This window comes from Candidatus Avelusimicrobium aviculae (genome assembly GCF_949292495.1).
In the GTDB taxonomy this organism is placed as follows: domain Bacteria; phylum Elusimicrobiota; class Elusimicrobia; order Elusimicrobiales; family Elusimicrobiaceae; genus Avelusimicrobium; species Avelusimicrobium aviculae.
On sequence record NZ_CASEZB010000018.1, the window covers coordinates 1 to 24461 of the forward strand.

At 43.6% G+C, this 24461-nt stretch carries 20 protein-coding genes; 14 read left to right on the forward strand and 6 right to left on the reverse strand.

Features of this window, described 5'->3' with window-relative positions; translation table 11 throughout:
- Positions 1-149 precede the first annotated feature (149 nt).
- Complete coding sequence (locus ACQY33_RS04405) at positions 150-608, forward strand: methylated-DNA--[protein]-cysteine S-methyltransferase (RefSeq protein ID WP_428074321.1); 459 nt, start codon at positions 150-152, stop codon at positions 606-608.
- On the opposite strand, the gene ACQY33_RS04410 is transcribed toward ACQY33_RS04405, so the two are convergent.
- Positions 605-1297 carry a DNA alkylation repair protein gene (locus tag ACQY33_RS04410; protein ID WP_428074324.1) on the reverse strand — a complete coding sequence of 231 codons (693 nt, stop codon included), beginning with the start codon at positions 1295-1297 and terminating at the stop codon, positions 605-607. The two genes, ACQY33_RS04405 and ACQY33_RS04410, sit on opposite strands and share 4 nt — an antisense overlap.
- A 77-nt stretch (positions 1298-1374) precedes the next feature.
- Between ACQY33_RS04410 and ACQY33_RS04415 the strand changes: the two genes are divergently transcribed.
- From ACQY33_RS04415 to ACQY33_RS04425, 3 genes are read left to right on the forward strand one after another with little or no spacing between them, the layout of a single operon-like run.
- On the forward strand, positions 1375-2034 hold the full coding sequence (locus tag ACQY33_RS04415; RefSeq protein WP_428074326.1) for a class I SAM-dependent methyltransferase: 660 nt from the start codon (positions 1375-1377) through the stop codon (positions 2032-2034).
- Positions 2035-3234, forward strand: coding sequence for an MFS transporter (locus ACQY33_RS04420; protein WP_428074328.1), 1200 nt, complete (start codon positions 2035-2037; stop codon positions 3232-3234).
- Between the two features lie 44 nt (positions 3235-3278).
- Positions 3279-3737 carry a copper resistance protein NlpE gene (locus ACQY33_RS04425; protein ID WP_428074330.1) on the forward strand — a complete coding sequence of 153 codons (459 nt, stop codon included), beginning with the start codon at positions 3279-3281 and terminating at the stop codon, positions 3735-3737.
- 279 nt (positions 3738-4016) lie between these two features.
- Here the strand turns inward: ACQY33_RS04425 and ACQY33_RS04430 are convergent, their stop codons facing one another.
- From ACQY33_RS04430 to ACQY33_RS04450, 5 genes are read right to left on the reverse strand one after another with little or no spacing between them, the layout of a single operon-like run.
- Positions 4017-5159, reverse strand: coding sequence for a glycosyltransferase family 2 protein (locus ACQY33_RS04430; RefSeq protein ID WP_428074332.1), 1143 nt, complete (start codon positions 5157-5159; stop codon positions 4017-4019).
- Positions 5160-5184: 25 nt separating this feature from the next.
- Positions 5185-6030 (reverse strand): dTDP-4-dehydrorhamnose reductase, encoded by an 846-nt coding sequence (rfbD, locus tag ACQY33_RS04435; protein WP_428074334.1) that lies wholly within the window; start codon positions 6028-6030, stop codon positions 5185-5187.
- Positions 6021-6575 (reverse strand): dTDP-4-dehydrorhamnose 3,5-epimerase, encoded by a 555-nt coding sequence (gene rfbC, locus ACQY33_RS04440; protein WP_428074336.1) that lies wholly within the window; start codon positions 6573-6575, stop codon positions 6021-6023. Before rfbC ends, rfbD begins: the two co-directional genes overlap by 10 nt.
- On the reverse strand, positions 6562-7446 hold the full coding sequence (gene rfbA, locus ACQY33_RS04445) for a glucose-1-phosphate thymidylyltransferase RfbA (protein WP_428074338.1): 885 nt from the start codon (positions 7444-7446) through the stop codon (positions 6562-6564). The genes rfbC and rfbA (ACQY33_RS04445) overlap by 14 nt, the downstream gene beginning before the upstream one ends.
- Positions 7447-7478: 32 nt before the next feature.
- Complete coding sequence (locus ACQY33_RS04450; RefSeq protein ID WP_428074340.1) at positions 7479-8468, reverse strand: glycosyltransferase family 2 protein; 990 nt, start codon at positions 8466-8468, stop codon at positions 7479-7481.
- Positions 8469-8737: 269 nt separating this feature from the next.
- Here ACQY33_RS04450 and rfbB point away from each other — a divergent pair, with 269 nt between their 5' ends.
- From rfbB to rfbA (ACQY33_RS04500), 10 genes are all read left to right on the forward strand, one after another.
- Positions 8738-9751 (forward strand): dTDP-glucose 4,6-dehydratase, encoded by a 1014-nt coding sequence (rfbB, locus tag ACQY33_RS04455; protein ID WP_428074342.1) that lies wholly within the window; start codon positions 8738-8740, stop codon positions 9749-9751.
- Positions 9748-10599 (forward strand): rhamnan synthesis F family protein, encoded by an 852-nt coding sequence (locus ACQY33_RS04460; RefSeq protein ID WP_428074344.1) that lies wholly within the window; start codon positions 9748-9750, stop codon positions 10597-10599. Before rfbB ends, ACQY33_RS04460 begins: the two co-directional genes overlap by 4 nt.
- Before the next feature lie 13 nt (positions 10600-10612).
- On the forward strand, positions 10613-11110 hold the full coding sequence (locus ACQY33_RS04465; protein WP_428074346.1) for a hypothetical protein: 498 nt from the start codon (positions 10613-10615) through the stop codon (positions 11108-11110).
- An 11-nt stretch (positions 11111-11121) separates the two neighbouring features.
- Positions 11122-12024: a glycosyltransferase gene (locus ACQY33_RS04470; protein WP_428074348.1), complete on the forward strand. Its 903-nt coding sequence runs from the start codon at positions 11122-11124 to the stop codon at positions 12022-12024.
- 4 nt (positions 12025-12028) lie between these two features.
- Positions 12029-12931: an NAD-dependent epimerase/dehydratase family protein gene (locus ACQY33_RS04475; protein WP_428074350.1), complete on the forward strand. Its 903-nt coding sequence runs from the start codon at positions 12029-12031 to the stop codon at positions 12929-12931.
- A gap of 4 nt (positions 12932-12935) precedes the next feature.
- On the forward strand, positions 12936-14060 hold the full coding sequence (glf, locus tag ACQY33_RS04480; protein WP_428074352.1) for a UDP-galactopyranose mutase: 1125 nt from the start codon (positions 12936-12938) through the stop codon (positions 14058-14060).
- An 8-nt stretch (positions 14061-14068) separates the two neighbouring features.
- Entirely contained in the window at positions 14069-19984 is a 5916-nt protein-coding gene (locus ACQY33_RS04485; protein WP_428074354.1) for a glycosyltransferase, read from the forward strand.
- 137 nt (positions 19985-20121) lie between these two features.
- Positions 20122-21432 carry a UDP-glucose dehydrogenase family protein gene (locus ACQY33_RS04490; protein ID WP_428074356.1) on the forward strand — a complete coding sequence of 437 codons (1311 nt, stop codon included), beginning with the start codon at positions 20122-20124 and terminating at the stop codon, positions 21430-21432.
- 149 nt (positions 21433-21581) lie between these two features.
- Positions 21582-23369 carry an ABC transporter ATP-binding protein gene (locus ACQY33_RS04495; RefSeq protein WP_428074358.1) on the forward strand — a complete coding sequence of 596 codons (1788 nt, stop codon included), beginning with the start codon at positions 21582-21584 and terminating at the stop codon, positions 23367-23369.
- Entirely contained in the window at positions 23366-24226 is an 861-nt protein-coding gene (gene rfbA, locus ACQY33_RS04500; protein ID WP_428074360.1) for a glucose-1-phosphate thymidylyltransferase RfbA, read from the forward strand. Before ACQY33_RS04495 ends, rfbA (ACQY33_RS04500) begins: the two co-directional genes overlap by 4 nt.
- Positions 24227-24461: the final 235 nt, after the last annotated feature.

A 24461-nucleotide genomic window follows, 5' to 3' on the forward strand; every position in this document is an offset into this window, starting at 1 on the left:
ATACTTTGTATCCACGGTAGGGATAAACGAAGAACAAATACGAAAATATATAGATATGCAGGGAAAAGAAGATTTGGGGCGAACAATGAAATTGTTCGTATAGAAAGAAACCCCGGGCGTAAGCCCGGGGAGTTTCATATTTTAAAATAATGTCTAATGTTTGTTATTTACGTACACCGTGCGGCTGGCTGAAGATAGAGGATGACGGAAAGTTTCTTCTTTCTGTTCATTTTACGCCGGCACCCCAACAACCCCAAGGGGAAGTTTCCTTTGTGGGAAGCCGGTCCGCGCGCCAGCTAAAAGCTTATTTTGAGGGGAAGCGTCCCCTTTTTGATTTGCCTTTGGCCCTTGCCGGTACGCCCTTTCAGCAAGCGGTATGGAGGCAGTTAAGCCGCATCCCGTATGGGCAAACGCGTACCTACGCGCAAATAGCCGCCGCTGTTGGGAGGCCCAAAGCGGCCCGCGCGGTGGGCCATGCTTGCCATGTAAACCCGTGGGGTATTGTTATCCCCTGCCACCGGGTGGTGGGCGCGGCGGGTAAATTAACCGGGTATGCCGGCGGCATAGATAAAAAACAATGGCTTTTGGCGTGGGAACAAAACAGTTAGGCCGCCGGGCGTTTTAGCGCCTTGGCTTGCTTTTTGACATCTTGGGAAATACGGAAGGATTCGTTTATTTTTTGTATGGCTTTGTTGTGGGTAAAGGCGTCTAATTTGTTGTTTCTTAGAAAAGAAAGAGTTTCTTTTGGCATTCGGGCGCATAACACGCTAAGCGCCCAGGCAACGGCCATTTTGGCGTAAAAACCGTTTGCCCGGCTGGCATTTAGCAAAGGAAACAGCTCTTTGGCAAAAGGGCCTTGGGTAAAATGCGCCAAGGCGGTTACCGCGGCAAAACGGAAATAATATTCCCGCCTGTCTTTAAAATAGGGGGCCAGCAAGGCCCAGGTTTCCTGTGGATGGCGTTGGGCGATTTTCAGACTGGTGCAAAAGCTGTCGCACACGCTCCAGCAATTTATTTTGGGGATGAACTGTTTTATCAGCGGAAACACCGTTTCCGGCTCCGGTTTTAACGCCCCTATAATCATGCCTTGCAGCATACGCTCCTCAAATGTTTCATCCGTAAGCAAATTTAAGGCTTCTTTGCCGTGTTGGCGGGCCAGCTCTTTGGCCAGTTTGCGCAAGGACGGCAGGCGCACACCCAGCATGGGCGTTTTTAATCCGGGCAATAAAGCGGAGCTGAACTTCCGGTATTTGGGGTCCGCCAAGGCGATTAGGCGTTTTTTGAGGACAGTATCCATAAATAGATTATAGCAGAGGAAGCCCGAGGGGTAAAATAGTATAATAAATTATTCTGAGTTGAGAGAGGTATTTGTATATGAAAGGCGGAACCACTACGGATTGGCGGGAAAAAGAATTGGCCCAATGGTATAACCAAAATATGCGCGGCAGTTTGGAAGGCTACGCCGCTTTATTTGGTTTTGAAAAGGCGGACCACGTGTTGGACCTGGGCTGCGGGGACGGCACGCTGCTTGCCATAGCCGCCCAGCAGGGGGCGCGTGTAACCGGGGTGGATATTTCCGACGAACAATTACACGCCGCCCGCGCCGCGTTGAAAGGGGTGAAAGGCGCTTCCTTAATTAAACAAACGCTGCAGGAAGTTAATTTCCCGGATAACAGTTTTACGAAAGTTTCCATCCGCAAGGCCATACACCACCTGACCAATGACGAAAAGGGCCTGCTGATAGATAAAATTTACCACTGGCTCAAACCGGGCGGCATTTTAATTATTGAAGACATGATTTTAACTTTTGCCCTTCACCGCCGGGATGAAAACCGCCCCTTGGTGGAAAAAGACGCCGCCATTTATTACGGCGTCAACTGGCCGGATTTTAGGGACGCTTTCTACACCACCATGTATCAGGAACTGCCTTGTGATTTGGCACAACTGAGCCACCATTTGCTGTTTACCGGGTTTCATATTTTAAAAATAGCCAGCCCGGCGTGTTTTATGTCCACCGTTATTGCGGAAAAATAAATGAAAGACATCTCTCTTGTAAAAGGGTGGACGTTGGTTGCCGCCTCGTTTATTGTGGTATTTGCTTTCAGCACGGTGGACCATGCCATCTCGCCTCTGGTGGAATGGCTGAGGGCCTTTTTTGGCGTAGCGGCGGAAAATGTGCTTTGGCTTATCAGTTCCTGCACGGCGGGGATAGTGGCCGGGCTTTTTGTGGGGCCGCAGTTTATTAAAAGCGTGCGGGTAAGCCGGGCGGTATGGATCAGCCTGCTTATGATGGCGGGCGGTGTATGGGCGTTTGTGGCTACCCCTGTATTTGCCTGGTCTTTGGTGGTGCGTTTTGTGTTTGGGTTGGGGGCGGGTATTTTCAGCACCATTTTGTGGTGGCTTGCCTACGAAAGCATAGACCGCCGTTTTTACACCCCCATGATTACCGTTCTTACGGCGGCGCGCCCCATGGCGGTGGCGGCCGGGGTGCCGCTGGTGATGTACGGCGGGAAATACATCAGCTGGCGTTGGTCCTTTGCCGTTTTAGGTTTATTGACGGCTGTTTTTTGTTTGGCTTTTTTATGGGCGGCCCCCCAGGACGCGGGGCAGAAAGTTCCTTTTACGCCAAAAGCTGTTTTGGCGCGTTACCGCTTGGCCTGGGGTACCCCGCGCCTGAAAACCTTTTTTGCCGCCATGTTTGTTAACCGGCTGTGTTATTTTGGGTTTTACTCTATGCTGGGGCTGTGGTTTATCGGGCATTATCATTTAGATACATTGGAAATTGCCCGCCCGCTTATGGCTATTGGCGTTTGTGAAACGCTGATAAATTTTGTGGTGCCGTTTTTGTTAAGGATAGGCCCTAAAAAATTATTTTATCTGTCTGTGGCGGGCAACGCCGCGGCGTTTGGCGCGTTTGCGTGGGGGGTATTGCCTTTGTGGTGGGCCATTGCGTTTATCGGTCTGTTTGCCATGACGGACCGCGTATATAATATGCTGTTGCTGCTGTTTATACCCAAGGTGTTTGATGCTTCTAAGGACCGCACCACCATAGGCAGTTTGGTGACGCTGGTTTCCTGGGCGGCGTTAATGGCGGTTTCCTGGCTGGAGGGGGCTTTTTTGCAGGCGGCGGGCCTAAACGTTACGGCCGCTTGTTTGTTGTTGGCCCTTGTGGCGGGAACCGTCCTTTATATTAAAGTGCTTAAACGCACCGTGTTTGCTGTTCCGGCCGCTTAACTGTTTTTGTTAGAATAATAAAAAAGATGGAACAAGGAGATTTTATGAAAAAAATGATTTGGGTAGTACTGGTGATTTTATTAGCCGGCGGTTTGGTGTGGTTTGGCACGTTGGATCAAGAAGCGCAGGACGGACTATTGGAGCCGCAAGCGCAGCCCCAGCAAACCCAGCCCGCAGGCAACCCGCAGGAAACGGGGGAAACGGCTCCCATTCAAGTAGTATACGAGGGTGTTTTGCCCGCGGCGGACTGCCCCGGCATTAAAACTACGCTTACTTTGTATACCAACGGGACCTTTCAGCTGCAGGAAGAATATTTAGAAAGAGATACTTCCTTTACGCAAACGGGTACGTTTACCATACAGCAGGATTTACTGACGTTAACCACGCAAGATAATGATGTGCGCTATTTCCACCTGGGCGAGGGTACCGCCTCTATGCTGGATGCGGACAAACAACCCATTACCGGGGATTTGGCTTCCTATTACATTTTGCGCAGCAAATAACAATAATTTTTATCTTCTAACGGGAAAAGCGGAAAACTGGTTTTTGCTTTTCCCGTTTCTTTTTTAAGAAAACGCCACTGGTTGCCGCGCCGCGGCGTGTTTGGATATCCGCCCACTGTATACGCTGGCGGCATTTTTAGCGGGGGGAAAAAAATAAAGATAATGCTTTATTGCCAGCGCCCCCGCATAAGGCCGGGGCCGTATTTGGGGTAAAATTTTACATTTGCCAGCTCTAAAAGGCAGGGCGAAAACCAACCGCAGTCCCCGTAGGAAAACCGCTTATTTTTTGTAATTTGTAAAAAACGGAAAAGGATTTTGTTTTTGGTATACGCTGGCGGAAAACGCCTGCAAAGAAATGGTGTAACAGTCCTTTTCCTGCCGGGCTTTGGGCCCGTTAGGGACGTTTTTGGGGAACCCGGGGTATTTTAACGCCAAATATCTGCCCAGCACCACAAAACTGATTAACTGAAACAGTGGGTTTTTGCGGCAGGTGCGGATGGCTTTTTCCCCAAAAGGGTAGCGTTTTAAAAAGATTTTTCTGTTTTGTTTCATTAACTGGTTGTAATTTTCCTGCCCAAAGCTGATTTTTCCTTTGTGATATACAAATACATTGGCGCTTAAACGGTGCGCAAAGCCGGCTTTGGCGGCGCGGAAGCACCAGTCCGTCTCTTCATAGTAGCCGCGGCCGTAAACCTCGTCTAAGGGGCCGATTTGTTTTAGCGCTTGGCGGCTTACCGCCATACAAAAACCCGCGGTGGCCGGCAGGTAAATGGGCAAATCGGGCGAGAAGTCCCGCACGGCCTTATCCATATCCGCCAAGGGGACGTCCAGCGTGGTTTCTTGGTGGGCAAAAAAGAAATTTTGGGAACTGCCGGAATTGGTCCACGGGCCGCAGGAGGCCACTTTATCATTCGTAAATATAGGGTAAAACAAGCGGGAGGCCCAAGCGGGGGGAACCTCGGTATCCATGTTTAAAAGGACAAAATCGTTTTGGGAGGCGGATATCAATTGATTGGCCGTTTTGGAAAAACCTTTGTTTTGTTGATTAATAAAAAGGGTTATTTTTTCGGGGAATTTTTCTTTCCACGCTTGTAAAAGCGTTGCCACTTGCGGGTCTGGGCTGCCGTCATCAGCCAGATAAATGTGAAAAGGCAAATCGGTATGCTGCAGGATGCTTTGCAAACAAGGGGTTATATAGGAATACCCGTTATATACCGGGATTAAAATGTCTATCGGCCGCGGGGCGGGGGCGAATTGGGGGGCGATAAAAAGCCCCTGCGCCTGGCAGCGGCCAGTGGGGCGGGCTTCCCATTGGGCGGCCTGCTGTGTGGCCTGCCGCATTTGCCGGGTAAAAAACTCCGCCGGCAGCAGGGGTTTGAATAAGCGGAGCAGTTCCCTTTTGAATTTTAGATAAAAAAGCATAGTACTTTTCCGTTTATGGCGTTGTTTATTCTGTTAGTTTGTTTAAACAGCTTTCTACCCCTTGTGTCCAATGTTTTAAAGACAGGCCAAATGTTTGGGTTATTTTGCTTTTATTTAAGACGCAAAAAGCCGGACGCGCGGCCTTAGTGGGGTACTGGGAGGACAAAACCGGGCGCACGCAGCACGAAATGTCGGCTTTTTTCAATACGTACCAAGCCAAATCATACCAGGAGCAGACTCCATCGTCCGTAAAGTGATAAATTTCTTTGCTGCCGGCTTTTATTTGAGGCAGAATCTCTATAATGGCCTGCGCCAAGTGCCCGGCATAGGTGGGGGTGCCTATTTGGTCAAACACCACGTTAATTTCCGGCCTTTCCTTCCCCAGCTTAAGTATTGTTTTTACAAAATTTTTTCCGTACGGGCTGTACAGCCACGCCGTGCGCAAAACAACGGCGGTGCGGGCGTATTGCAAAACGGCTTGTTCCCCTTCCTGTTTGGTTTTGCCGTATACGTTTAAAGGGCGGGTGGGGGCGGTTTCGCTTAGCGGCGTGTTGACGGAGCCGTCAAACACGTAATCGGTAGATAGATGAATAAGCGGAATATTTTGGGCCGCGGCCAGCTTGGCCAAATTGGCCGGCCCGCAAGCGTTGATTCGGCGGGCGGGTTCCGGTTCGGCTTCCGCCTGGTCTACGTTGGTATAAGCGGCGCAGTTGATAATGGCGCTGAAGGATTTATCCTGTCCGTAAGACAAAACGGCGGCTTCCTGGGTAATATCCAAGTCAGCCGCGTCCGTATACAGGGCCTCCCCCCGCGGCAGAATGTCCCGCAGGCAGCGCCCTAATTGCCCGTTAGCGCCGGTGATTAAAAGCATGGGTTTTCCTTATAGGCGGCAAAGGAGCCGCTTTTTAAATCTTTGGCTGATAAAACGGCTTTAGATGGGCTGATTTTCCAGTCTATATTCAGTTCCGGGTCATCAAAACGGATGGAGCCCTCGGCCGCTTTGTTGTAAAAGTTATCGCATTTATAAGCGAATTTTGCCGCAGGCGTTAATACGCTAAACCCGTGGGCGAAACCGCGCGGAATAAAAAATTGTTTTTTGTTCTCGGCGCTGAGTTCCACCCCAAACCACTGGCCAAAGGTGGGGCTGCTGCGGCGTAAATCCACGGCTACGTCCCAAACGGCTCCTTCCAATACGCGCACCAACTTGGCCTGCGCAAACGGAGGTTTTTGAAAATGCAGCCCGCGTAATGTATTTTGAGCGGAAAAAGATTCATTATCCTGTACAAAATCGGCTTGGAGACCTATCTCTTCGCAAGTGCGTTTATTGTACGATTCAAAAAAATATCCCCGGTTATCCGTAAAAACCGCAGGGGTTAAAATCAAAAGCCCGGCAATAGGGGTATTAGAAAAATCCATTTTTTTCGTCCTCGGGTATATTGGATAGGTAAGCGCCGTATTCCGTGTTTTTCATCAGTTGGGCGCGGCGGGCCAGGTGTTTGGCGTCTATCCAGCCGTTTCTGTAAGCGATTCCTTCCAAACAGGCGATTTTTAGCCCCTGGCGGTTTTCTAACGCTTCAATGAATATGGAGGCTTTGATTAAATCGGCATGGGTGCCCGTATCCAGCCAGGCCATGCCGCGCCCCATTAATTGTACGGACAGTTCCCCGTGTTTTAAATACCAGTCGTTGACGTCTGTAATTTCTAATTCCCCGCGGGGAGAAGGAGTTAAATTTTTGGCAATGTCCACCACCCGGTTGTCATAAAAATAAAGCCCGGTTACCGCCCAATTTGATTTGGGTTGTAACGGTTTTTCTTCTATGGAGACGGCTTGGTTGTTTTTATCTACTTGCACGATGCCGTAAGCGGAAGGGTTTTTAACGTGATAAGCAAACACGGTCGCTCCGCTGGGTTGGGAGGCCGCTTCGGTGAGTAATTTTTTTAAGTCCCGCCCATAAAAAATATTATCCCCTAAAATAAGGCATACATTGTCTTTTGCGATGAATTTCTCCCCTAAAATAAAAGCTTGGGCCAGCCCTTCCGGCTTGGGTTGTTCCGCGTAAGATAGACGTATGCCGTAATCTTCCCCGGTGCCTAAGAGGGCTTTATAGAGGGGAAGGTCCTTGGGAGTGGATATAAGTAAAATATCGCGTATGCCGGCCAGCATTAATACGGACAGCGGATAAAAAATCATGGGTTTATCATAAACGGGAATAAGCTGTTTGGAAACGGCAAATGTGGCTGGATATAAACGGCTGCCGGTTCCTCCCGCTAAAATAATGCCTTTCATGCTTTCTCCTTATACAGCGCTATTTTATGGTTTTATTTAAACCAGTTGGTAAAATAGAGCGCATAATAGGGTAAATTTTCGTCTTTGATAAATTTAGAAAAACGGCAAATCATTTTTACCTTTTTTCTTTTTATCGGGCTGCAGTAAGAAATGTTTTTTTGAATGGTTTCAAAAGCCCGCCGGCACAGTTTCCCGGTTTCATACGAAGGGGGAAAAGAATATTTGCGCATTCTTTTTACCGCTTTTAAAGTCAGGTTGACAATACGGTTATAAAATAACGGTTCCGCTAATTGGCGGTGGGGCAAGTCCTGACACAGAAAAATCATATTGCCTAACGTGCTGTATGCACGGGGGGCGGGATTGGCTGATAAAGAAAGGTTGTTCCCCATACGGTAAACGTATAAATGCTCTGGAACAAAGGCAATTTTAGCGGCATATTGATAAAGAAGAATTTCAAAAGGGAAATCTTCCGCAATGGAATGCGGGCGAAAAGAAAGCTTATTTTCTTGTATCAGTGAATTTTTAATTAATTTTAGCCATACCTGGGTGTCGTCTATGGCGGCTTGCAGGTGGGCCTTGCGGGTGGGGGCAGGGACGTCTCTTAAAAACCCTTTAAACTTTTTCTCACAGGGGGTTCTGTTGCCGGTTTTTATGTTTTCACATAAAAACAGGCAGCGTACAAGGTCCGCGTCGTTTTCTTGCGCCGTTTTATACAATGTTTCCAAATAAGCGGGTAGAATAATGTCATCGGCGTCCACAAAAGCGATGTATTTGCCTGTGGCGCTGCTTAACAAGATGTTGCGGGTTTGGGCCACCCCCTGGTTAACGGACTGCGTGATAATGCGCACGCGCGGGTCCCGCTGGGCGTATGTTTGAAGAATTTGTAAACTGCTGTCGGTAGAAGCGTCGTCTACACAAATAAGCTCAAAATCTTTATAAGTTTGCGTTAAGATGCTGTCTAGGCAAGCGGATAAAAATCGTTCGGCATTGTATACAGGTACCAGTACGCTGATTTGTGGCATGTAATCTCATCTCCCGTTACTTACCAAAGGCCAACCCTACTGAGATACTTTCTATACATTATGGCAAATTTTGATTTTATTAACAACCAAAGAAAAGCCTTAATTATTCAAAATTTTTTTGTTTGTTCTTAAGGCGCTGAGGCTGAAATGCACGATTGCAAACCCCCTTGCTTTATGCGATAATATATATTTGGTATGGTTATAGAAATATTGTGGTTGAATTACTATATATAAATGATGTCTTTTAAACGGATATAGAGGGGCTTTAAATGCCTGCAAAATATATTTTAGTGACCGGCGGAGCCGGATTTATTGGTTCTAATTTTATTTCTTATTTTTTAAATGTTTTTCCACAGTACCACCTGATCAACTTAGATAAGCTGACTTATGCCGGGAATTTGGACAATTTAAAAGAAAGTGAAAAAAATCCCCGTTATACTTTTGTTCATGGGGATATTTGCGACGCGGGGTTGGTAAACGGCCTGTTTGCCCAATACGATATTGGCGGCGTTTTTCATTTTGCGGCGGAATCCCACGTGGATAATTCCATCGCCGGGCCATTGCCGTTTATTAAGACGAACATAGAGGGAACTTTCACCCTGCTGGAAGCCGCCCGCAAACATTGGATGAGTTCCCCCGGCCAGGCAAAACCCGGGTATGAGGGATGCCGCTTCCATCATGTTTCCACGGATGAGGTATACGGCTCTTTAGGGGAGACGGGTTTATTTTCGGAAAATACCCCTTATGCGCCTAATTCCCCGTATTCCGCCTCTAAAGCCTCCAGCGATTTTTTGGCCCGCGCCTATTATCATACGTATGGCATGAATATAACCATCAGTAATTGTTCCAACAATTACGGGCCTAAACAACATGCGGAAAAATTAATCCCCACCATTATCCGCAACGCCCTGGCCGGGCAGCCTATCCCTATCTATGGGGACGGTAAAAACGTGCGGGACTGGCTGTATGTGTCAGATCATTGCAAAGCCGTGGCGCTTGTGTGGCAGAAAGGCCGCGCGGGGGAGACATATAATATAGGCGGCCGCAACGAACGCAATAATTTGCAAATAGCGGATACGGTGTGCGGTTTGCTAGATGAGTTGGCCCCTTCTAAAAAAGGCCAATCTTACAAAGAGCTGGTGACTTTTGTGAAAGACCGGGCCGGGCATGACCGCCGCTATGCCATAGACGCGGCTAAACTGGAAACGGAACTGGGGTGGAAAGCGCAGGAGAATTTTGAATCAGGCATACGCAAAACGGTAGCGTGGTATTTGAAAAAATGAAGCCAACAGCCATACATTTACATTTGCATTATACAAACCGGTGGCCCGAAATACAGCGGTATTTACAAAATATGGGGGCCCATCCATACCATTTGTATGTAACGCTTACGCAAGAGAACGCTTCTTTAGTGAAAGAAATAAGAAAGTTCCAGCCGCAGGCTGTTATTTGGCGTACGGAAAACCGGGGATATGACATCGGCCCGTTTGTGGATTTTTTGCATAGGGTAGATTTATCTCAATATGATTTGGTGTTAAAAATACATACCAAAAGCAAGTCCGGCCTGCAAAAAACCTGGATTAACGGCCGGTATATCACTAAAAAACGTTGGGTACAGCTTTTGTTTGACGCTTTGCTGGGGACGCAAGAAATATGGCGCCGTAATGCGGCCGCTTTTGAACAGCGGCCCCAATTGGGCATGTTGTCTTCCCGGTATTTAATCACGTCTGAGCCGGGGTGTTCGGAGTATTTAAGAGAGCAAATTAATCCGGTAATGGATAAAATGGGCCTCCCAACGCCGGAGAAAATTACGTTTGCCGCGGGAACGATGTTTTTAACGCGCGCCAGCTTGTTGGAGCCTATAAAACGATGTTTTACAATGGGGGACTTTCCGGTGACGGATGTTTCCGCGCAGGATGGTACGCTGGCCCATGTTTTTGAGCGGGTGTTAGGCTGTATAGTTGCCGCGCAAGGTTATAAAGTGGAAGGCTTTGATAAAAACAGGTGGTTTGAAAGCATAGCTAAGTTTCAACGGGTGATTAACTTTTTTTACAGCAACAATATTACCCGTTCCCGCCACCAGATTATCAAAATATGTAAAATTCCAGTATATTACAAAAAAGTAAATTAAAAGAGGTTTCTGTATGTTTAAATATTATGCGTATAAATTATTACGGGGGCTGCGCCTTATTTCTAAAGAGAAATATGCCGAAAAACGCCTTAAATACGGTTATAAAAAGACAAAGGATTATAAAGCCATAGCCCGCTCCCCCTTGTTTGACGCGCAGTGGTATTTGGAGCACAATCCCGATGTAAAGGCGGCGGGGGAAGACCCCATTATGCATTATTTAATACACGGCTGGAAGGAAAACCGCCCTTGCACCCCGTATTTTGACGGGAGACAATATTTGGAAATGTACCCGGACGTAGCCCAAGCCAATATGAATCCTCTTTTGCATTGGGAAAGGTATGGCCAGTTTGAGGACAGATACGCGGAAATTAAAGGCAAAAAAACAAAACGCCGCGGACGTTCTGCCAGTTTTAAAGAAAAAATCAGGCAAATTCTGTTATATCCCATTGAATTGCAGCAAGAGGTGGAGCGTTTAGAAGCGGAAGTGGAACAACTGCGCCAAGGAAGATAGGTTTTGGGAATATGAGGGCAAGCAAAGTATCCGTTATTGTTCCGGTTTATAATCAGCAAGCTTATTTGAAACCATGTTTGCAAAGCTTGCAAAACCAGACGTTGCCTGATATAGAAATTATATGTGTAAATGACGGTTCCACCGATGAGAGTTTAACGCTTATTAATCATTTTGCCCAGTCTGATAAACGTTTTAGGCTGATTAATCAAGCCAATCAGGGCTCCGGCGCGGCGCGCAACGCGGGCATAGCGGCGGCGCAAGGGGAGTACTTGGGCTTTGTGGATGCGGACGATTGGGTGGATAAAGATTATTTTGAAAAATTGTATGATAAAGCCAAAGAGCAAAATGCCGAAGTTTGCTGTGCGGTATGCAGGAAAGAAATAAGGGGGACGCAGGAACAAGCCGTGTCCACCCCGGTATTTGAAGACACGGAACGATTTAAAAAACAGCTGGTATTTACAGCGGCGCATGTGTGGTCTAAACTGTTTTTGAGGAATTTTGTTCAAGAATATCAAATTAAAAATGCCAACAGCAAACATTCGCAAGATTTAGCATTTTCTATTCCGGCCGTTTTGTTGGCCCGGCGGATTGGCTGGACGGATGAGGCGTATTATTATTACCGCGTGCAGGAAGGAAGCGCCTGCCGCCGGCCGCTTTCCCTGCGGGACTGCCAAGAACTGCCCGGCATATATGCTCAAATGCTTAGCTATCCATTAAGCGAAAGCCAGCGGCATATCGTTCAGGAGCGGCTTAAAACCAATATACAGTATTACTTAAGACAGGTGGGCTTTAAAGGCAGGGTGGCTTTATTTAAATCTGTTAGGGAAAAAATTCCTTCTTTTGTATGGGAAGGCCCCTATCAAACGGCGTATATTTGCGCGAAAATTTTAACAAAAAGACGTATACAAGGATAAATAAATGAAAGTATTGGTAACAGGCGGAAGCGGATTTATTGGCTCGCATACGGTGGATAGCTTAATTTCTTTGGGTCTTGAGGTGGTGGTGGTAGACAAAAAGGCGCCTCTTTATCCCAACCCAAAGGCACGATACTATCAGATGGATATAAATGATTTTTCTTTTGAGTCTGTTTTTAAAGAAAATGCTATTGATAAAATCATCCATTTGGCGGCGCAGCCGTCGGTTTCTTTTTCTAACCAAAACCCGGAGGAAGACGCCCAAAACAATATACTAGCGTCTATCCGGGTGATTGAGCTGGCTAAAAAATACCAAATCCAAAAGCTGGTGGTATCGTCTTCCGCCGCGTTATACGCTAACCCGCAGTACTTCCCGGTGGATGAGCGGCACCCTACTTGCTGTCTTTCCCCTTACGCTATTTCTAAGCATACGATGGAAGAGTACGTGAAATGGTCCGGCTTAAAGTATATTATTTTCCGTTATGCTAACGTATACGGCCCCCGGCAAGACAGCACGGGCGAAGCCGGCGTGATAGCCATTTTTACCGACGCGATTTCCCACAATAAACCTATTTACATCCATGGGGACGGAAATCAAACAAGAGATTTTGTATACGTACAAGATGTGGCGGACGCTAATTGCAAGGCGGTGCTTTCTGAGGTTTCTGGGGAAACGATCAATATATCTTCCCAAACTGAAATTACCATTAATCAGGTAGCCCGCACCATTATATCTGCGGCGGCGGGATATACGGGGAGCGTAGTGCATAGCGCTTCGCGCCTGGGGGATATTTACAAAAGTATTTTATCCAACCAAAAAGCAAAACAGTTATTGGGTTTTGAGAACAAAACCAATTTTGCGTGCGGCATACAGGAAACCGTAAAATTTTTTGAAAGAAAGAGATAACACAATGAAAAAATATAAAAATATAGTAGTTGGTTGCGGTTTGGCAGGGGCTGTAATGGCTAATAAATTGGCTAATGAGCTTAATGAAACGGTGCTTGTTGTAGATAGAAAAAATCATTTGGCGGGTACTTGTTACGATTATAAAAACGAATATGGCATTACCGTGCATAAATATGGCCCCCATATTTTTAGAACCAATTCTAAAGAAATATGGCAGTTTTTATCTCAATATACGCAATGGTATCCTTTTATGCATAAAGTGTTGGGGGTGGTGGATGGGATAGAAATACCAATTCCTTTTAACCTTAATTCTTTGCGCAAGGTGTTTCCAACACAGTTGGCTAATACATTGGAAAATAAGCTCATCCAAACGTTTGGGTTTAATAAAAAGATTCCCATTTTGGAGCTGCGCCGTACGGAAGATAAAGATTTACAATTCTTGGCTGAATATATTTATAACAAGGTTTTTTTAGGATATACGTTAAAACAATGGGATTACACCCCGGAACAATTAGATCCGTCCGTAACGGGGTCGGTTCCAGTGTATATCAGCCGTGATGACCGCTATTTTCAGGAGAAATACCAAGCCATACCGCGGCTAGGGTATACTAAAATGTTTGAAAACATGCTGAATCATCCATTGATTGAAGTAAAGCTGGAAACGGATTTCTTAAATATAAAAGAAACGGTTGCTTGGGAACGTTTGATATATACCGGGCCTATAGAGGAATTTTTCGGCTACAAATACGGCAAGCTGCCTTACAGAAGTTTGGATATTAAAATTGAAACTTTTGATACGGATAAATTCCAGAATGCGCCGGTGGTAAATTATCCGGAAAATTATGATTTTACACGTATCGCCGAATATAAATATTTTCTGAATGAAAAATCGGATAAAACCACCCTGTCTTTTGAATATCCGGAAAATTTTGAAGTGGGAAAAAATGACCGCATTTACCCCATTTTAAATGAGGCAAATCAGGCTATTTATAACCGTTATGCCGCTGACGCCCAAAAAATGCCAAACACCTATTTTATTGGGCGCTTGGGGGCCTACCGCTATTATGACATGAACCGCACCATTGCCAACGCATTTGAAACCTTCAATATAATCAAAAATAAGAGATAAAACCGCATATGAAAAAAAATAAAAATAAACATGGAATAAAAAACACTAAAACGATTGTAAACAGAACCAAAAAGGCTAAAGCTAAACTCCAGCCTCAGCCGGTCCAAACCGCGGGCCAGGCGGCTAATGTGGTGGTGCAAAATAATGTCAGTTATACACCCAAAGTAAGCGTAATTATTCCTGTTTATAATGTGGCTGAATACCTGCGCGAATGTTTAGACAGCGTAATCAACCAAACTTTAAAAGAGATAGAAATCATCTGCGTGGATGACGGTTCTACGGACAATTCCTTGGAAATATTAAAAGAATATGCGGCCAAAGATAAACGCATAACCGTTATCAGCCGTGAAAATAAAGGCGTGGGATTTTCTAGAAATGAGGGGATACAAAATGCTAAAGGAGAATTTATCGCTTTTATGGACCCCGATGATTTTTACCCAGATTTATCGGTTTTAGCCACGATGTATGACGCAGCTATAGCCCATAACGTAAATATATGTGGGGGATCATTAATAGTTTACGATGAAAAAAGAAAGAAAAAAATAGAGAAAAAAGAGCCTTTAGAGTTTTTCCCTAAAGATCAACTGTACAGCTATAAAGATTTTCAATATGATTATGGTTTCCAACGTTATATATACAACAGAAAATTTATTGTAAAGAACCAAATAGATTTTCCCAATTATCGGCGTTTTCAGGATCCTCCTTTCATGGTAGAAGCTTTTACAAAAGCAGGAAAGTTCTATGCTCTGCATCAATATGTATATGCCTATCGTTGGGCGCATAAAGCAATTAACTGGACTGAGGAAAAAGTATTTCACTTGTTAAGTGGATTACGCGATGATTTATTAATCGCTAAGGAGTATGCTTTAACAAAATTATTTGATTTAACTTTAATGAGAATAAAGAAAGAATATAAGGCGACTATATCTCTATATGATACAAAGCGAATATTAGACGTTAAAAAGGAAATAATGGCTATTTGCCTCCAAATGGCTAAATTGCAGTATTTTAAAACGCTGAACCCTGCAAAAGTTTCCGTTATTTTGCCTATATATAATGCCGAAAAATATTTAAAACATGCTCTTAATAGCATTATCAATCAGACCTTAAAGGATATTGAAATTATTTGTGTAAATGACGGCTCTACAGATAATTCTTTACAAATTATAAAAGAATATACAGCCAAAGATAAACGAATTAAATGTATAGATAAACCAAACGCAGGCTATGGGCACGCCATGAACTGCGGTATGGAGTTGGCTACTGGGGAATATATAGGGATTGTAGAGCCGGATGATTTTATTAAACCGGAAATGTATGAAACTTTGTATAAAAAAGCTAAAGAATTAGATTTAGATGTTATCAAATCAGATTATATTGCTTTTTCCAATACCAGTGAGAAATATATATCAATTATGCCTAAGAATTTCTATGAAAAAGTATTATCGATGGCAAAAGATAAAAATATTTTAGGTTTTACGGTAAATCCAACAGGATTATTTAAAACATCCTTTCTCAGGCGATATCAGATTGTATTCAATGAAACACCGGGTGCTTCACACCAAGATATTGGTTTTTGGGCATTAACCACATTTTATGCTTCACGGATCTATTTCCTGCCAGTTGCTTTTTATATGTATCGTCAAGATAATACTAATTCTTCCATGAATTCTTACGCTAAACCCAATATTATGTTGGATGAATATGCGTTTATAGGAGAACATTTAAGAAAACATCCTGAGGTGTGGGAATTAACACAGGATATCTATTTCAGGAGAAGACACTGGTCATTAATGTATTTTTATAACAATAGAATCTCTCCTAAAGATAAATCCTTATTTATCAATATGTTGCAATCGCTATATCAATCTGATTTGGAAAAGTATAATTTTTTAAATTATCTAGGTGCTACTGAACAGAAAGAAGTGGAATCTGTGTTAACAGGAAACATGCAGCAAAAAATTATACCTATTGTATATGCTACAAATAAAAACTATAGTATTCCTTGTTCTGTTGCTATCAAAAGTCTCATTGATAAAGCGGACAAGCATAAAAAATATGCAATATTTGTTTTGCATACGGAACTAGATATTGCGGATATTTCCATGCTTGAAAATTTGGCAACCCCCAATGTAAGTATAGAGACTATTAAGTTGAATCTTGCTCAAATGATCAGCTCTAACGTTTTATATACCACAGCCCATTATTCTAAAGAAATGTATTATCGTATATTAATTCCGGAGTTACTAAAACAATTTGATAAAGTAATATATTTAGACTGTGATATCCTCGTAAGAAACGATATAAGTAAATTGTATGAGATTGATATTAGCAATTATGTCGTAGGCGCTGTGATTAATCCTGTTTTTCAATCTCAGAAATATATCAAAGATATATTAGATGTAAGTGTGGAAAAATATTTTAATTCAGGGGTTCTAATAATAAATAATAAAAAATTCAATGAACTGCATTTGAAACAGAAGTGTTTAGATCTTTTAAAAGTAAAACAGAATTTAAAATTCCCGGATCAAGATCTGTTGAATATTATATGTAAGGATAACGTTTTATATTTAGATGCCAAATGGAATTATCAATGGGCATTTGAAATCTCTGGGGTTCCCGTGCCTCTTTATTGTAGGGAAGCTTATAAGATGGCTTCGAAAAATCCCAATATTGTGCATTACTCTTCCAACCGTAAGCCATGGAATTTTAATGATGATAAATACACTTTAGAATGGAAGAAATACTGCAAATTGAATTATAAACGCGAACAAAAACGAAATGATGCAAAACAACTACAGTCTTGGTTTTTAAATATGACCGGGAGATATCTTAACTTGGATCATCCTCGTACGTTCAACGAAAAAATCCAATGGCTTAAACTATATGACTCTACGCCGCTTAAAACGCGTCTGGCGGATAAATACCTCGTGCGGGAGTGGATTAAAGAAAAAATTGGTGAGCAATATCTGATTCCTCTAATTGGGGTATATGATAAATTTGACGATATTGACTTTGATAAATTACCCAATCAGTTTGTCATAAAATGCAACCATGGTTCAGGTTGGAATATTATTGTTAAAGACAAAAGCCAACTTAATTTAGCTGAAGCCAAAGAAAAAATTGACAAATGGATGGCTACCGATTATTCTACGTTATGGGGATTTGAACTGCATTATAGAAATATCGTACCCAAAATCATTATTGAAAAATATATAGAAGAAATGGCCTCGGCTCTGTATGATTATCGTTTCTTCTGCAGTTATGGAGATGTGAAACAAATCTGGTTGGATGTCTACAGCGGAACACCCAATCATAAAAGAAAAATTTATGACCGCAATTGGAATGAATTAAATATCACCGTCAAGTGGCCGCGTTTGGAAACCCCAGTTGAAAAACCGCAAAAATTGGCGGATATGATTCATTTTGCAGAAATTTTGTCTAAAGAATTTTCTTTGGTTCGGGTAGATTTTTATTTAATTAATGACCATATCTATTTTGGAGAGATGACTTTCACCTCCATGAGCGGCATTGGCTTATTTAATCCTGAAAAAGAAGATTTAAAATTAGGTAATATGATTAAATTACCGGAATTGGCTTATAATATAGAAACGGGAGAGTATTATAAATTACCCAGAAGAAGCCAACTCAAACCTTATATACTCTTCCCATATTATTTGTGCAAAAAAATTTATCTTGAATCTCAAAAAGTGAAATATCCTAATCCTCAAGTAATTGCTCAATTGTCTGCTATGCGTGTGGATATTAAAAATGTCGGAAATGAAAATAATGAGGTAGAAATCAAATCAGCAGGACAGCTTTCTAAACCATCTTGGTTTTCAAATGCACAAGGGAAAGGACAAGTCGTTGAATCGCATAAAAGGAATTTACAAATCGAAATTAAAGCCATTCAGAATGGAATTCTTACACTCTCCTTTAGAGGACAATATAAATGTTATAAAAAGGCTATTGTTCCTCTTTGGGTTGATTATAAATCTATCAAAATTGACGGCAAAGAGATCTCGTCTGCTCCTATTGAAGTCTGGCACGATAAGCCCTTCCGTTATGAAATGCCTGTAAAAGACGGGCAGACGGTGCTTGTGGAAATTGAACAACAACCGCACAAATATTCAAGAGAAGAGTTAAAAGACACTATATTCAAATTATTTTCAAACAATGAATATATTAAAAAAAATATCTCTTCACTTCTTAAATCTTGTTCCATGTTTGTAAAACCGGCGCCTAAAAAGCCTTCCCGTTTGTTTAGCATTACCCAAACAGGTGCAAAAACAACAGTGTATGTATTAGGCCTAAAGCTGGAGTTTAAAAACAGGCAACAGGAAATATTGCAAGTTTTGCAACAAAACCAGCAAGCCATTCTGCAAGCTGTACATACGGCAGCGCGCCGCAATGACAAGCTGGAACAACAAAATACGGCCTTATCTCAACAGATAAATGCTGTCAATCGGGAACTGCAACAAGCCAAGCTTTGGCTTAAACAAACGTATGAGACGTTTCCCACTTTAAACAAACAACTCGAAAACGCGCAGGAAACGCTTTTATCCCAGCTGGTAACGGAACGTAAAGTAAACCGTCTGGCGGCTATTGTGTCCGTAGAAATTAAAAGGCAAAAGAAGCATCATCAAGAAATACGGCATTTGCTTTCTAAGTTCATTGCTGATACACAAACTGATCTGAGATATTTAAGAAACTTAGATGTTGCCAAAACCAAACAACTTCAGCAGGCGGCCGATAAACTGGCCCAGCAAATGCAGTCAGCCGCGCAAATACAAGAAAAGCAATTAGCCGGTATGCAGGAGTTGTTGCTATCCGGCCAGGCTACTCTTCAGTATTTAAAAGGGGTGGACGTAGCCAAGACGGAGCATGTGCAGCAATCGGCCGATAAACTGGCCCAACAAATGCAGTCAGCCGCGCAAATGCAGGAAAAGCAATTAGCCGGCATGCGGGAGTTGTTGGTATCCGGCCAGTCTGCATTGCAACATCTAAAGGGCTTAAATGTGGTGAATCCGGAGCAGTTGCAGCAGACGGCGGAGCGTTTAGTGTCTCAAATAACGGGGGCTTCCCAGGAGCAGGCGCGATTATTAAACGCCGTATCCGGTTCGTTGCGGCAACAGCAGCAAGAAGCCTCTTCCCAGGCGGGGCACATTGTCGGTTCGTTAGAAACCTTGCAAAAAAATCACAAAACCGAACAAGAAGACATTAAAAAACAACTGCGTACAATCCAAGATAAAAGTTTGCAGCAATACCGGGAACTCAACTTTGCGGACCTGTTGCATGACAGTACCAAACACAGCCCTTGGTTGAAGGACAGAAGCTTTGCCTTGTATGGCTGGGCCGCCAATTATAGCTTTATTTATACTTTGTTCCGTATTTTGGATAAAGTATCGCCTCAGCATATTTTGGAAATGGGCTTGGGGCAAACCACGCGCCTGACTACCCAATATATTGCCTATAAAAACCCTTCCGCCACGCTGGATGTGTGCGAACATAACCAAGATTGGATTGATATTTACACGCCGGAACTGCCCAAATCCGGCAATATAAAAGTGCATCACTTGGACTTGGAGTATTTTGATTATGACGGGAAACCAAACGATAAATATAAAAACATCTCTGGCGTTTGCGGCGGCACAAAATACAATTTAATTATTGTGGACGGACCTGTGGGCGGCGGAAAGAATTTTCCGCGTTCCAACGTGGTGGATTTAATTCCGCACAACCTGGCGGAAGATTTCATCATTATTTTTGATGACGCGGAACGCCCGGGCGAACAAAACACCATTGCCCAAACTAAAGCCAAATTAACGGCCCAGGGCATTGTTTTTGCCACGCAGCAGCGCAGTGCGTTAAAGTCTCAATTCCTTATTTTCAGCAAATCGTGTGAGTTTGTTCAGTATTTATAAGGAAATTACAGGGAACTCTCATTTAGGCGTATTGGATAGCCGATGGGGAAAATATAAAATATCCAGCGTAAAGAAATAAAAGATACTATACTCTATTTAATAGAAAATTTTGTCTTAAGCACAAGGAAAACTAAACAATGAAAATAGCAATTATAGGTACGGGCTATGTAGGGTTGCCCAGCGGCGTCGGCTTTGCCGAGCTGGGGCATAACGTGGTATGTGTGGATAATAACAAAGCGAAAATTGCCGCCTTGAAAAAAGGGCAATTAACCCTTTATGAAAATGGCTTGGAAGATTTATTTAAAGCCAATACGCAAAAAGGCCGTTTGCATTTCACCACCTCCATGAAAGAGGCGGTACATGAGGCGGATCTGGTCATTTTAGCGGTGGGAACGCCCCCGGATCCGGTAACGCAGGAAGCGGATTTGCGTTATATTTATGCCGCGGCGGAGGAATTGGCGGATTATTTGACGGGTTATACCGTAGTGGCCAATAAATCCACCGTTCCGGTGGGTACCGGGGACGCGGTAGAAAAAATTATTGCTTCTAAAAACCCAAAAGCGGATTTTGACGTGGTTTCCCTGCCGGAGTTTTTGCGGGAAGGTTTTGCCTTGCAGGATTTTTTCAACCCGGACCGGATTATTGTGGGAACCACTTCCAAGCGGGCCATTAACTTGCTTAATAAACTTTATGAACCGTTTAAAGAAAAAACACCGCTGCTTATCGTTTCCCGCAAGTCCAGTGAAACCATCAAATACGCTTCCAATGCTTTTTTAGCCATGAAGATTCATTATATTAATGAAATTGCCAACTTTTGCGAAGCATCCGGGGCGGATGTGGCGGAAGTGGCTAAGGGTATGGGGCTGGATACGCGCATTGGCAACCGCTTTTTAAATGCCGGTATTGGGTTTGGCGGAAGCTGCTTCCCCAAAGATACGTTGGCTATGGCGCGTATGGCCCAGAAATACGGCGTTTGTATGGAGCTGATTGAAACCACCATTTCCGGAAATAAAAAGCGGAAGAAAGACATGGCGGAGCGTATATGGCAGGCCGTTAAAGATATTCCCCGCCCTAAGGTGGGGGTATGGGGGCTGGCGTTTAAGAACGGAACGGACGACTGCCGTCAAAGCCCTGCAATGGATATTATTTCGGAATTGATTAATAAAAATATTGCTATTACGGCGTATGACCCAAAAGCCATGGATACGGCAAAGGCCCTGGTGGGGGATAAAATACATTATGCCCAAGATATGTACAGCGCGGTGAAAGGGGCTGATGTTTTGGCTATTTTAACGGAATGGCCGGAATTTTCCGCTCCGGACTTTTCTAAATTGGAAAAATTAATGAAAAGAAAAGTTATTTTTGACTTGCGCAATATGCTTCCGTCCAAAGAGGCGGCTGAATGGGATTTTACGTGTTATTCCGTAGGAAGAAAGAGAAAACGTTAACGGGGAGCATCTCTTAGTAAACTAAGGAAAGCAAGCGGCTGCCTGGGAAAATATATCTTCTGGAGGGGCAATCGCTAAATAATAATCGCTCCCGTTGGGATACGCGCTGCTTCCATATTTTAAAGGACAAAATTTAAGATATATATTTTATGAACATACAAACTAAAAAAGTTATTACACAAAACGCATTGGTTAAGAATTTTCTTCGGATGTGGCCCTATATTAAGCCGTATTGGTTTAGGGCGTGCCTAGGCGTGGCGTTAACGCTGCCCGTTGGGGCGCTGGACGGGGTTGTGGCCATGTTTTTAAAGCCGTTTATGGATAAGGTAATGGTAGACAAACAGCCGCATTTCTCTTCCATGATTCCTTTTTTAATTGTTGGTTTTACGGTGGTGCAGGGGGTGTTGATTTACGCTTCCAACTATTTTAATACCTGGGTTGCCAATAAAATCACCATTGGGGTTAAACGCAAACTGTATGATAAACTTCTGTCTATGGATACCTCTTATTTTGACAGGAATAATTCCGGCACTATTTTAATGCGCTATTCCAACGATGCCGAAACCGCCTCCAACGGTTTAATAGACAATTTAAAACAGTTTTTATCCAAAACGTTTTCTTCCCTTTCTTTAATATTTGTTTTGTTTTACAATTCCTGGCAATTAGCGTTTATTGCCATTGCCGTATTGATATTTTTTGTGTATCCTATGGCGGTTGTGCGTAAAAAAATGAAAGAAATTATGACTAAAACCGTGGGGAATCTTTCTTATGTAATGACCATTTATAATGAAACATTCGCCGGCAATAAGACCATTCGTTCTTTTACGTTGGAAGACGAGTTTAAGGGCCGGTTTAAAGATTTAACCGATATGCGTTTTGCCCTGGCGATGAAACTGGTGAAAGGGACGAACTGGCTTTCCCCTTTAATGCATATCATTATGTCTATCGGGATTGCCTTTGTTATCGGATATGGGAGCTATCTTATCGTTAGCGGAACCATTACCAGCGGTAACTTTGTGGCTTTTATTGCGGCGTTAATGATGTTGTATACGCCGCTTAAATCCGTGGGGAATAATTATATTTCCATGCAGCAGTCTTTCTTGGCTATTGACCGTATTTTTGATATTTTGGATTTACGGCCTACCATTCAGGACGCCGCCCAATCCAAAGAGTTGACAGCAGTAACTAAAAATATTGTTTTTGAGCATGTTCACTTTGGCTATACCCCCGGACGGGAAGTATTGCATGACATTAATTTGGAAATCCCGGTGGGAAGCACGGTGGCTTTGGTGGGCAATTCCGGCGGGGGAAAAACGACCATTTCCTCCCTTCTGCCCCGTTTGTATGACATTAAAAAAGGCGCCATTAAAATTGACGGGGCGGACATACGCAACATATCCCAAAAATCCCTTCGCAAACATATTGCCATGGTGTTTCAGGATAATTTTTTATTTTCCGGCACCATACGGGAAAATGTACTTTTGGGCAACGGCCACGCCGATGAAGACACCATTTGGCAAGCGCTTAAAAATTCCTGCTTGGACGAGTTTGTAAAAGGTCTGCCCCAAAAACTGGATACGCAGATAGGGGAGCGCGGTATTTTGCTGTCCGGAGGCCAAAAACAGCGCTTGGCCATTGCCCGCGCGTTTGTTAAAAACGCCCCTATTGTTATTTTGGACGAGGCCACCAGCGCGTTGGATAACAAGTCAGAAAAAGTGGTGCAGGAAGCGTTGGATAACCTGATGAAGAACCGTACGGTAATTGTTATTGCCCACCGTTTAAGCACCATTCAAAACGCGGACAAAATTGTGGTGATTAACGACGGAAAAATAGCCGAGCAAGGCACGCACGAGGAATTGTTAAAGCTCCATGGAGCGTATTATTCCCTCTATTCCATGCAGTTTAAAAAACAAGAAAAAGAGGAGGCAAAAGTATGAAAGGCATTATACTAGCAGGCGGGGCGGGCACGCGGTTGTACCCGGCTTCTTTGCCTATTTCCAAGATTTTGCTCCCAATTTATAATAAACCGATGATTTATTACCCTTTATCGGTGCTGATGATGGCGGGGATTAAAGATATTTTGATTATTACCAACCCGGAAGATGACGCTAATTTCCAAAAACTCCTGGGGGACGGCACCCAGTGGGGTATGCATTTTAGTTATCAAATACAGTACATTAAAAAAGGCATTGCCGACGCTTTTTTGCTGGGAGAAGATTTTATCGGGGGGGAGGAGTGCGCTTTGATATTGGGGGACAATATCTTTTACGGCAGCGGCTTTGAGCATTTGCTGGGCCAGGTGTCCCAACATGTGAACGGCGCTACCGTATTTGCTTATGAAACCAGCGAACCGGAACGCTTTGGCATTGTGGAATTTGACGCAAAAGGCCAGGCCGTTTCTTTAGAAGAGAAACCCGCCCACCCCAAAAGTAACTTTGCCGTAACGGGCTTATATTTTTATGATAATCAAGTGGTACAGTATGCCAAACAGCTAAAACCTTCCGCCCGCGGAGAGCTGGAAATAACGGATTTAAACAAAATGTACTTGGCGGACCAAAAATTGCAGGTGGCCCGTTTGGAGCGCGGATTCGCCTGGTTGGATACCGGAACGCATGAAACATTGCTGCAGGCGGCTAATTTTGTGCATAGTATGCAGCTAAACCAAGGGATAGAAATTGCCTGCCCGGAAGAAATTGCCCTGCAGAAAGGATTTATTTCCAAAGAACAGCTAAAAAATTATTTAGCCAATAAGCCTAAAAATTCCTATTTTGACTATGTTCGGCATTTAGTATAGCGTATAGAAGTTTATCTTATGTTTCCCTAAAAGTTTTTTTCTTTGTAAAACGGGGAAATCAACGCTGACTGAACGCTGACAGTGAAAATGGGTGGAAAATTGGTGTAAAAATGAAAATAAGAGCCGCTTTTTACAAAGCGGCTTTTCATATAATACGCCAACACATTGCATTGATTTGGCGTTTTCACTCGGAAAGATTTTCTTATATTTGAAAGCTTATCTACAAAGTTGGCTT

What these genes read in the sequence shown, in the direction of transcription:
- ACQY33_RS04410 (WP_428074324.1), bottom strand. Translation starts at nt 1,297, where the DNA reads ATGGATACTGTCCTCAAAAAACGCCTAATCGCCTTGGCGGACCCCAAA.
- ACQY33_RS04405 (WP_428074321.1), top strand. Translation starts at nt 150, where the DNA reads ATGTCTAATGTTTGTTATTTACGTACACCGTGCGGCTGGCTGAAGATA.
- ACQY33_RS04415 (WP_428074326.1), top strand. Translation starts at nt 1,375, where the DNA reads ATGAAAGGCGGAACCACTACGGATTGGCGGGAAAAAGAATTGGCCCAA.
- ACQY33_RS04485 (WP_428074354.1), top strand. Translation starts at nt 14,069, where the DNA reads ATGAAAAAAAATAAAAATAAACATGGAATAAAAAACACTAAAACGATT.
- ACQY33_RS04465 (WP_428074346.1), top strand. Translation starts at nt 10,613, where the DNA reads ATGTTTAAATATTATGCGTATAAATTATTACGGGGGCTGCGCCTTATT.
- ACQY33_RS04450 (WP_428074340.1), bottom strand. Translation starts at nt 8,468, where the DNA reads ATGCCACAAATCAGCGTACTGGTACCTGTATACAATGCCGAACGATTT.
- ACQY33_RS04420 (WP_428074328.1), top strand. Translation starts at nt 2,035, where the DNA reads ATGAAAGACATCTCTCTTGTAAAAGGGTGGACGTTGGTTGCCGCCTCG.
- ACQY33_RS04460 (WP_428074344.1), top strand. Translation starts at nt 9,748, where the DNA reads ATGAAGCCAACAGCCATACATTTACATTTGCATTATACAAACCGGTGG.
- ACQY33_RS04495 (WP_428074358.1), top strand. Translation starts at nt 21,582, where the DNA reads ATGAACATACAAACTAAAAAAGTTATTACACAAAACGCATTGGTTAAG.
- ACQY33_RS04475 (WP_428074350.1), top strand. Translation starts at nt 12,029, where the DNA reads ATGAAAGTATTGGTAACAGGCGGAAGCGGATTTATTGGCTCGCATACG.
- rfbA (WP_428074360.1), top strand. Translation starts at nt 23,366, where the DNA reads ATGAAAGGCATTATACTAGCAGGCGGGGCGGGCACGCGGTTGTACCCG.
- ACQY33_RS04425 (WP_428074330.1), top strand. Translation starts at nt 3,279, where the DNA reads ATGAAAAAAATGATTTGGGTAGTACTGGTGATTTTATTAGCCGGCGGT.
- rfbB (WP_428074342.1), top strand. Translation starts at nt 8,738, where the DNA reads ATGCCTGCAAAATATATTTTAGTGACCGGCGGAGCCGGATTTATTGGT.
- rfbC (WP_428074336.1), bottom strand. Translation starts at nt 6,575, where the DNA reads ATGGATTTTTCTAATACCCCTATTGCCGGGCTTTTGATTTTAACCCCT.
- ACQY33_RS04490 (WP_428074356.1), top strand. Translation starts at nt 20,122, where the DNA reads ATGAAAATAGCAATTATAGGTACGGGCTATGTAGGGTTGCCCAGCGGC.
- ACQY33_RS04430 (WP_428074332.1), bottom strand. Translation starts at nt 5,159, where the DNA reads ATGCTTTTTTATCTAAAATTCAAAAGGGAACTGCTCCGCTTATTCAAA.
- rfbA (WP_428074338.1), bottom strand. Translation starts at nt 7,446, where the DNA reads ATGAAAGGCATTATTTTAGCGGGAGGAACCGGCAGCCGTTTATATCCA.
- glf (WP_428074352.1), top strand. Translation starts at nt 12,936, where the DNA reads ATGAAAAAATATAAAAATATAGTAGTTGGTTGCGGTTTGGCAGGGGCT.
- rfbD (WP_428074334.1), bottom strand. Translation starts at nt 6,030, where the DNA reads ATGCTTTTAATCACCGGCGCTAACGGGCAATTAGGGCGCTGCCTGCGG.
- ACQY33_RS04470 (WP_428074348.1), top strand. Translation starts at nt 11,122, where the DNA reads ATGAGGGCAAGCAAAGTATCCGTTATTGTTCCGGTTTATAATCAGCAA.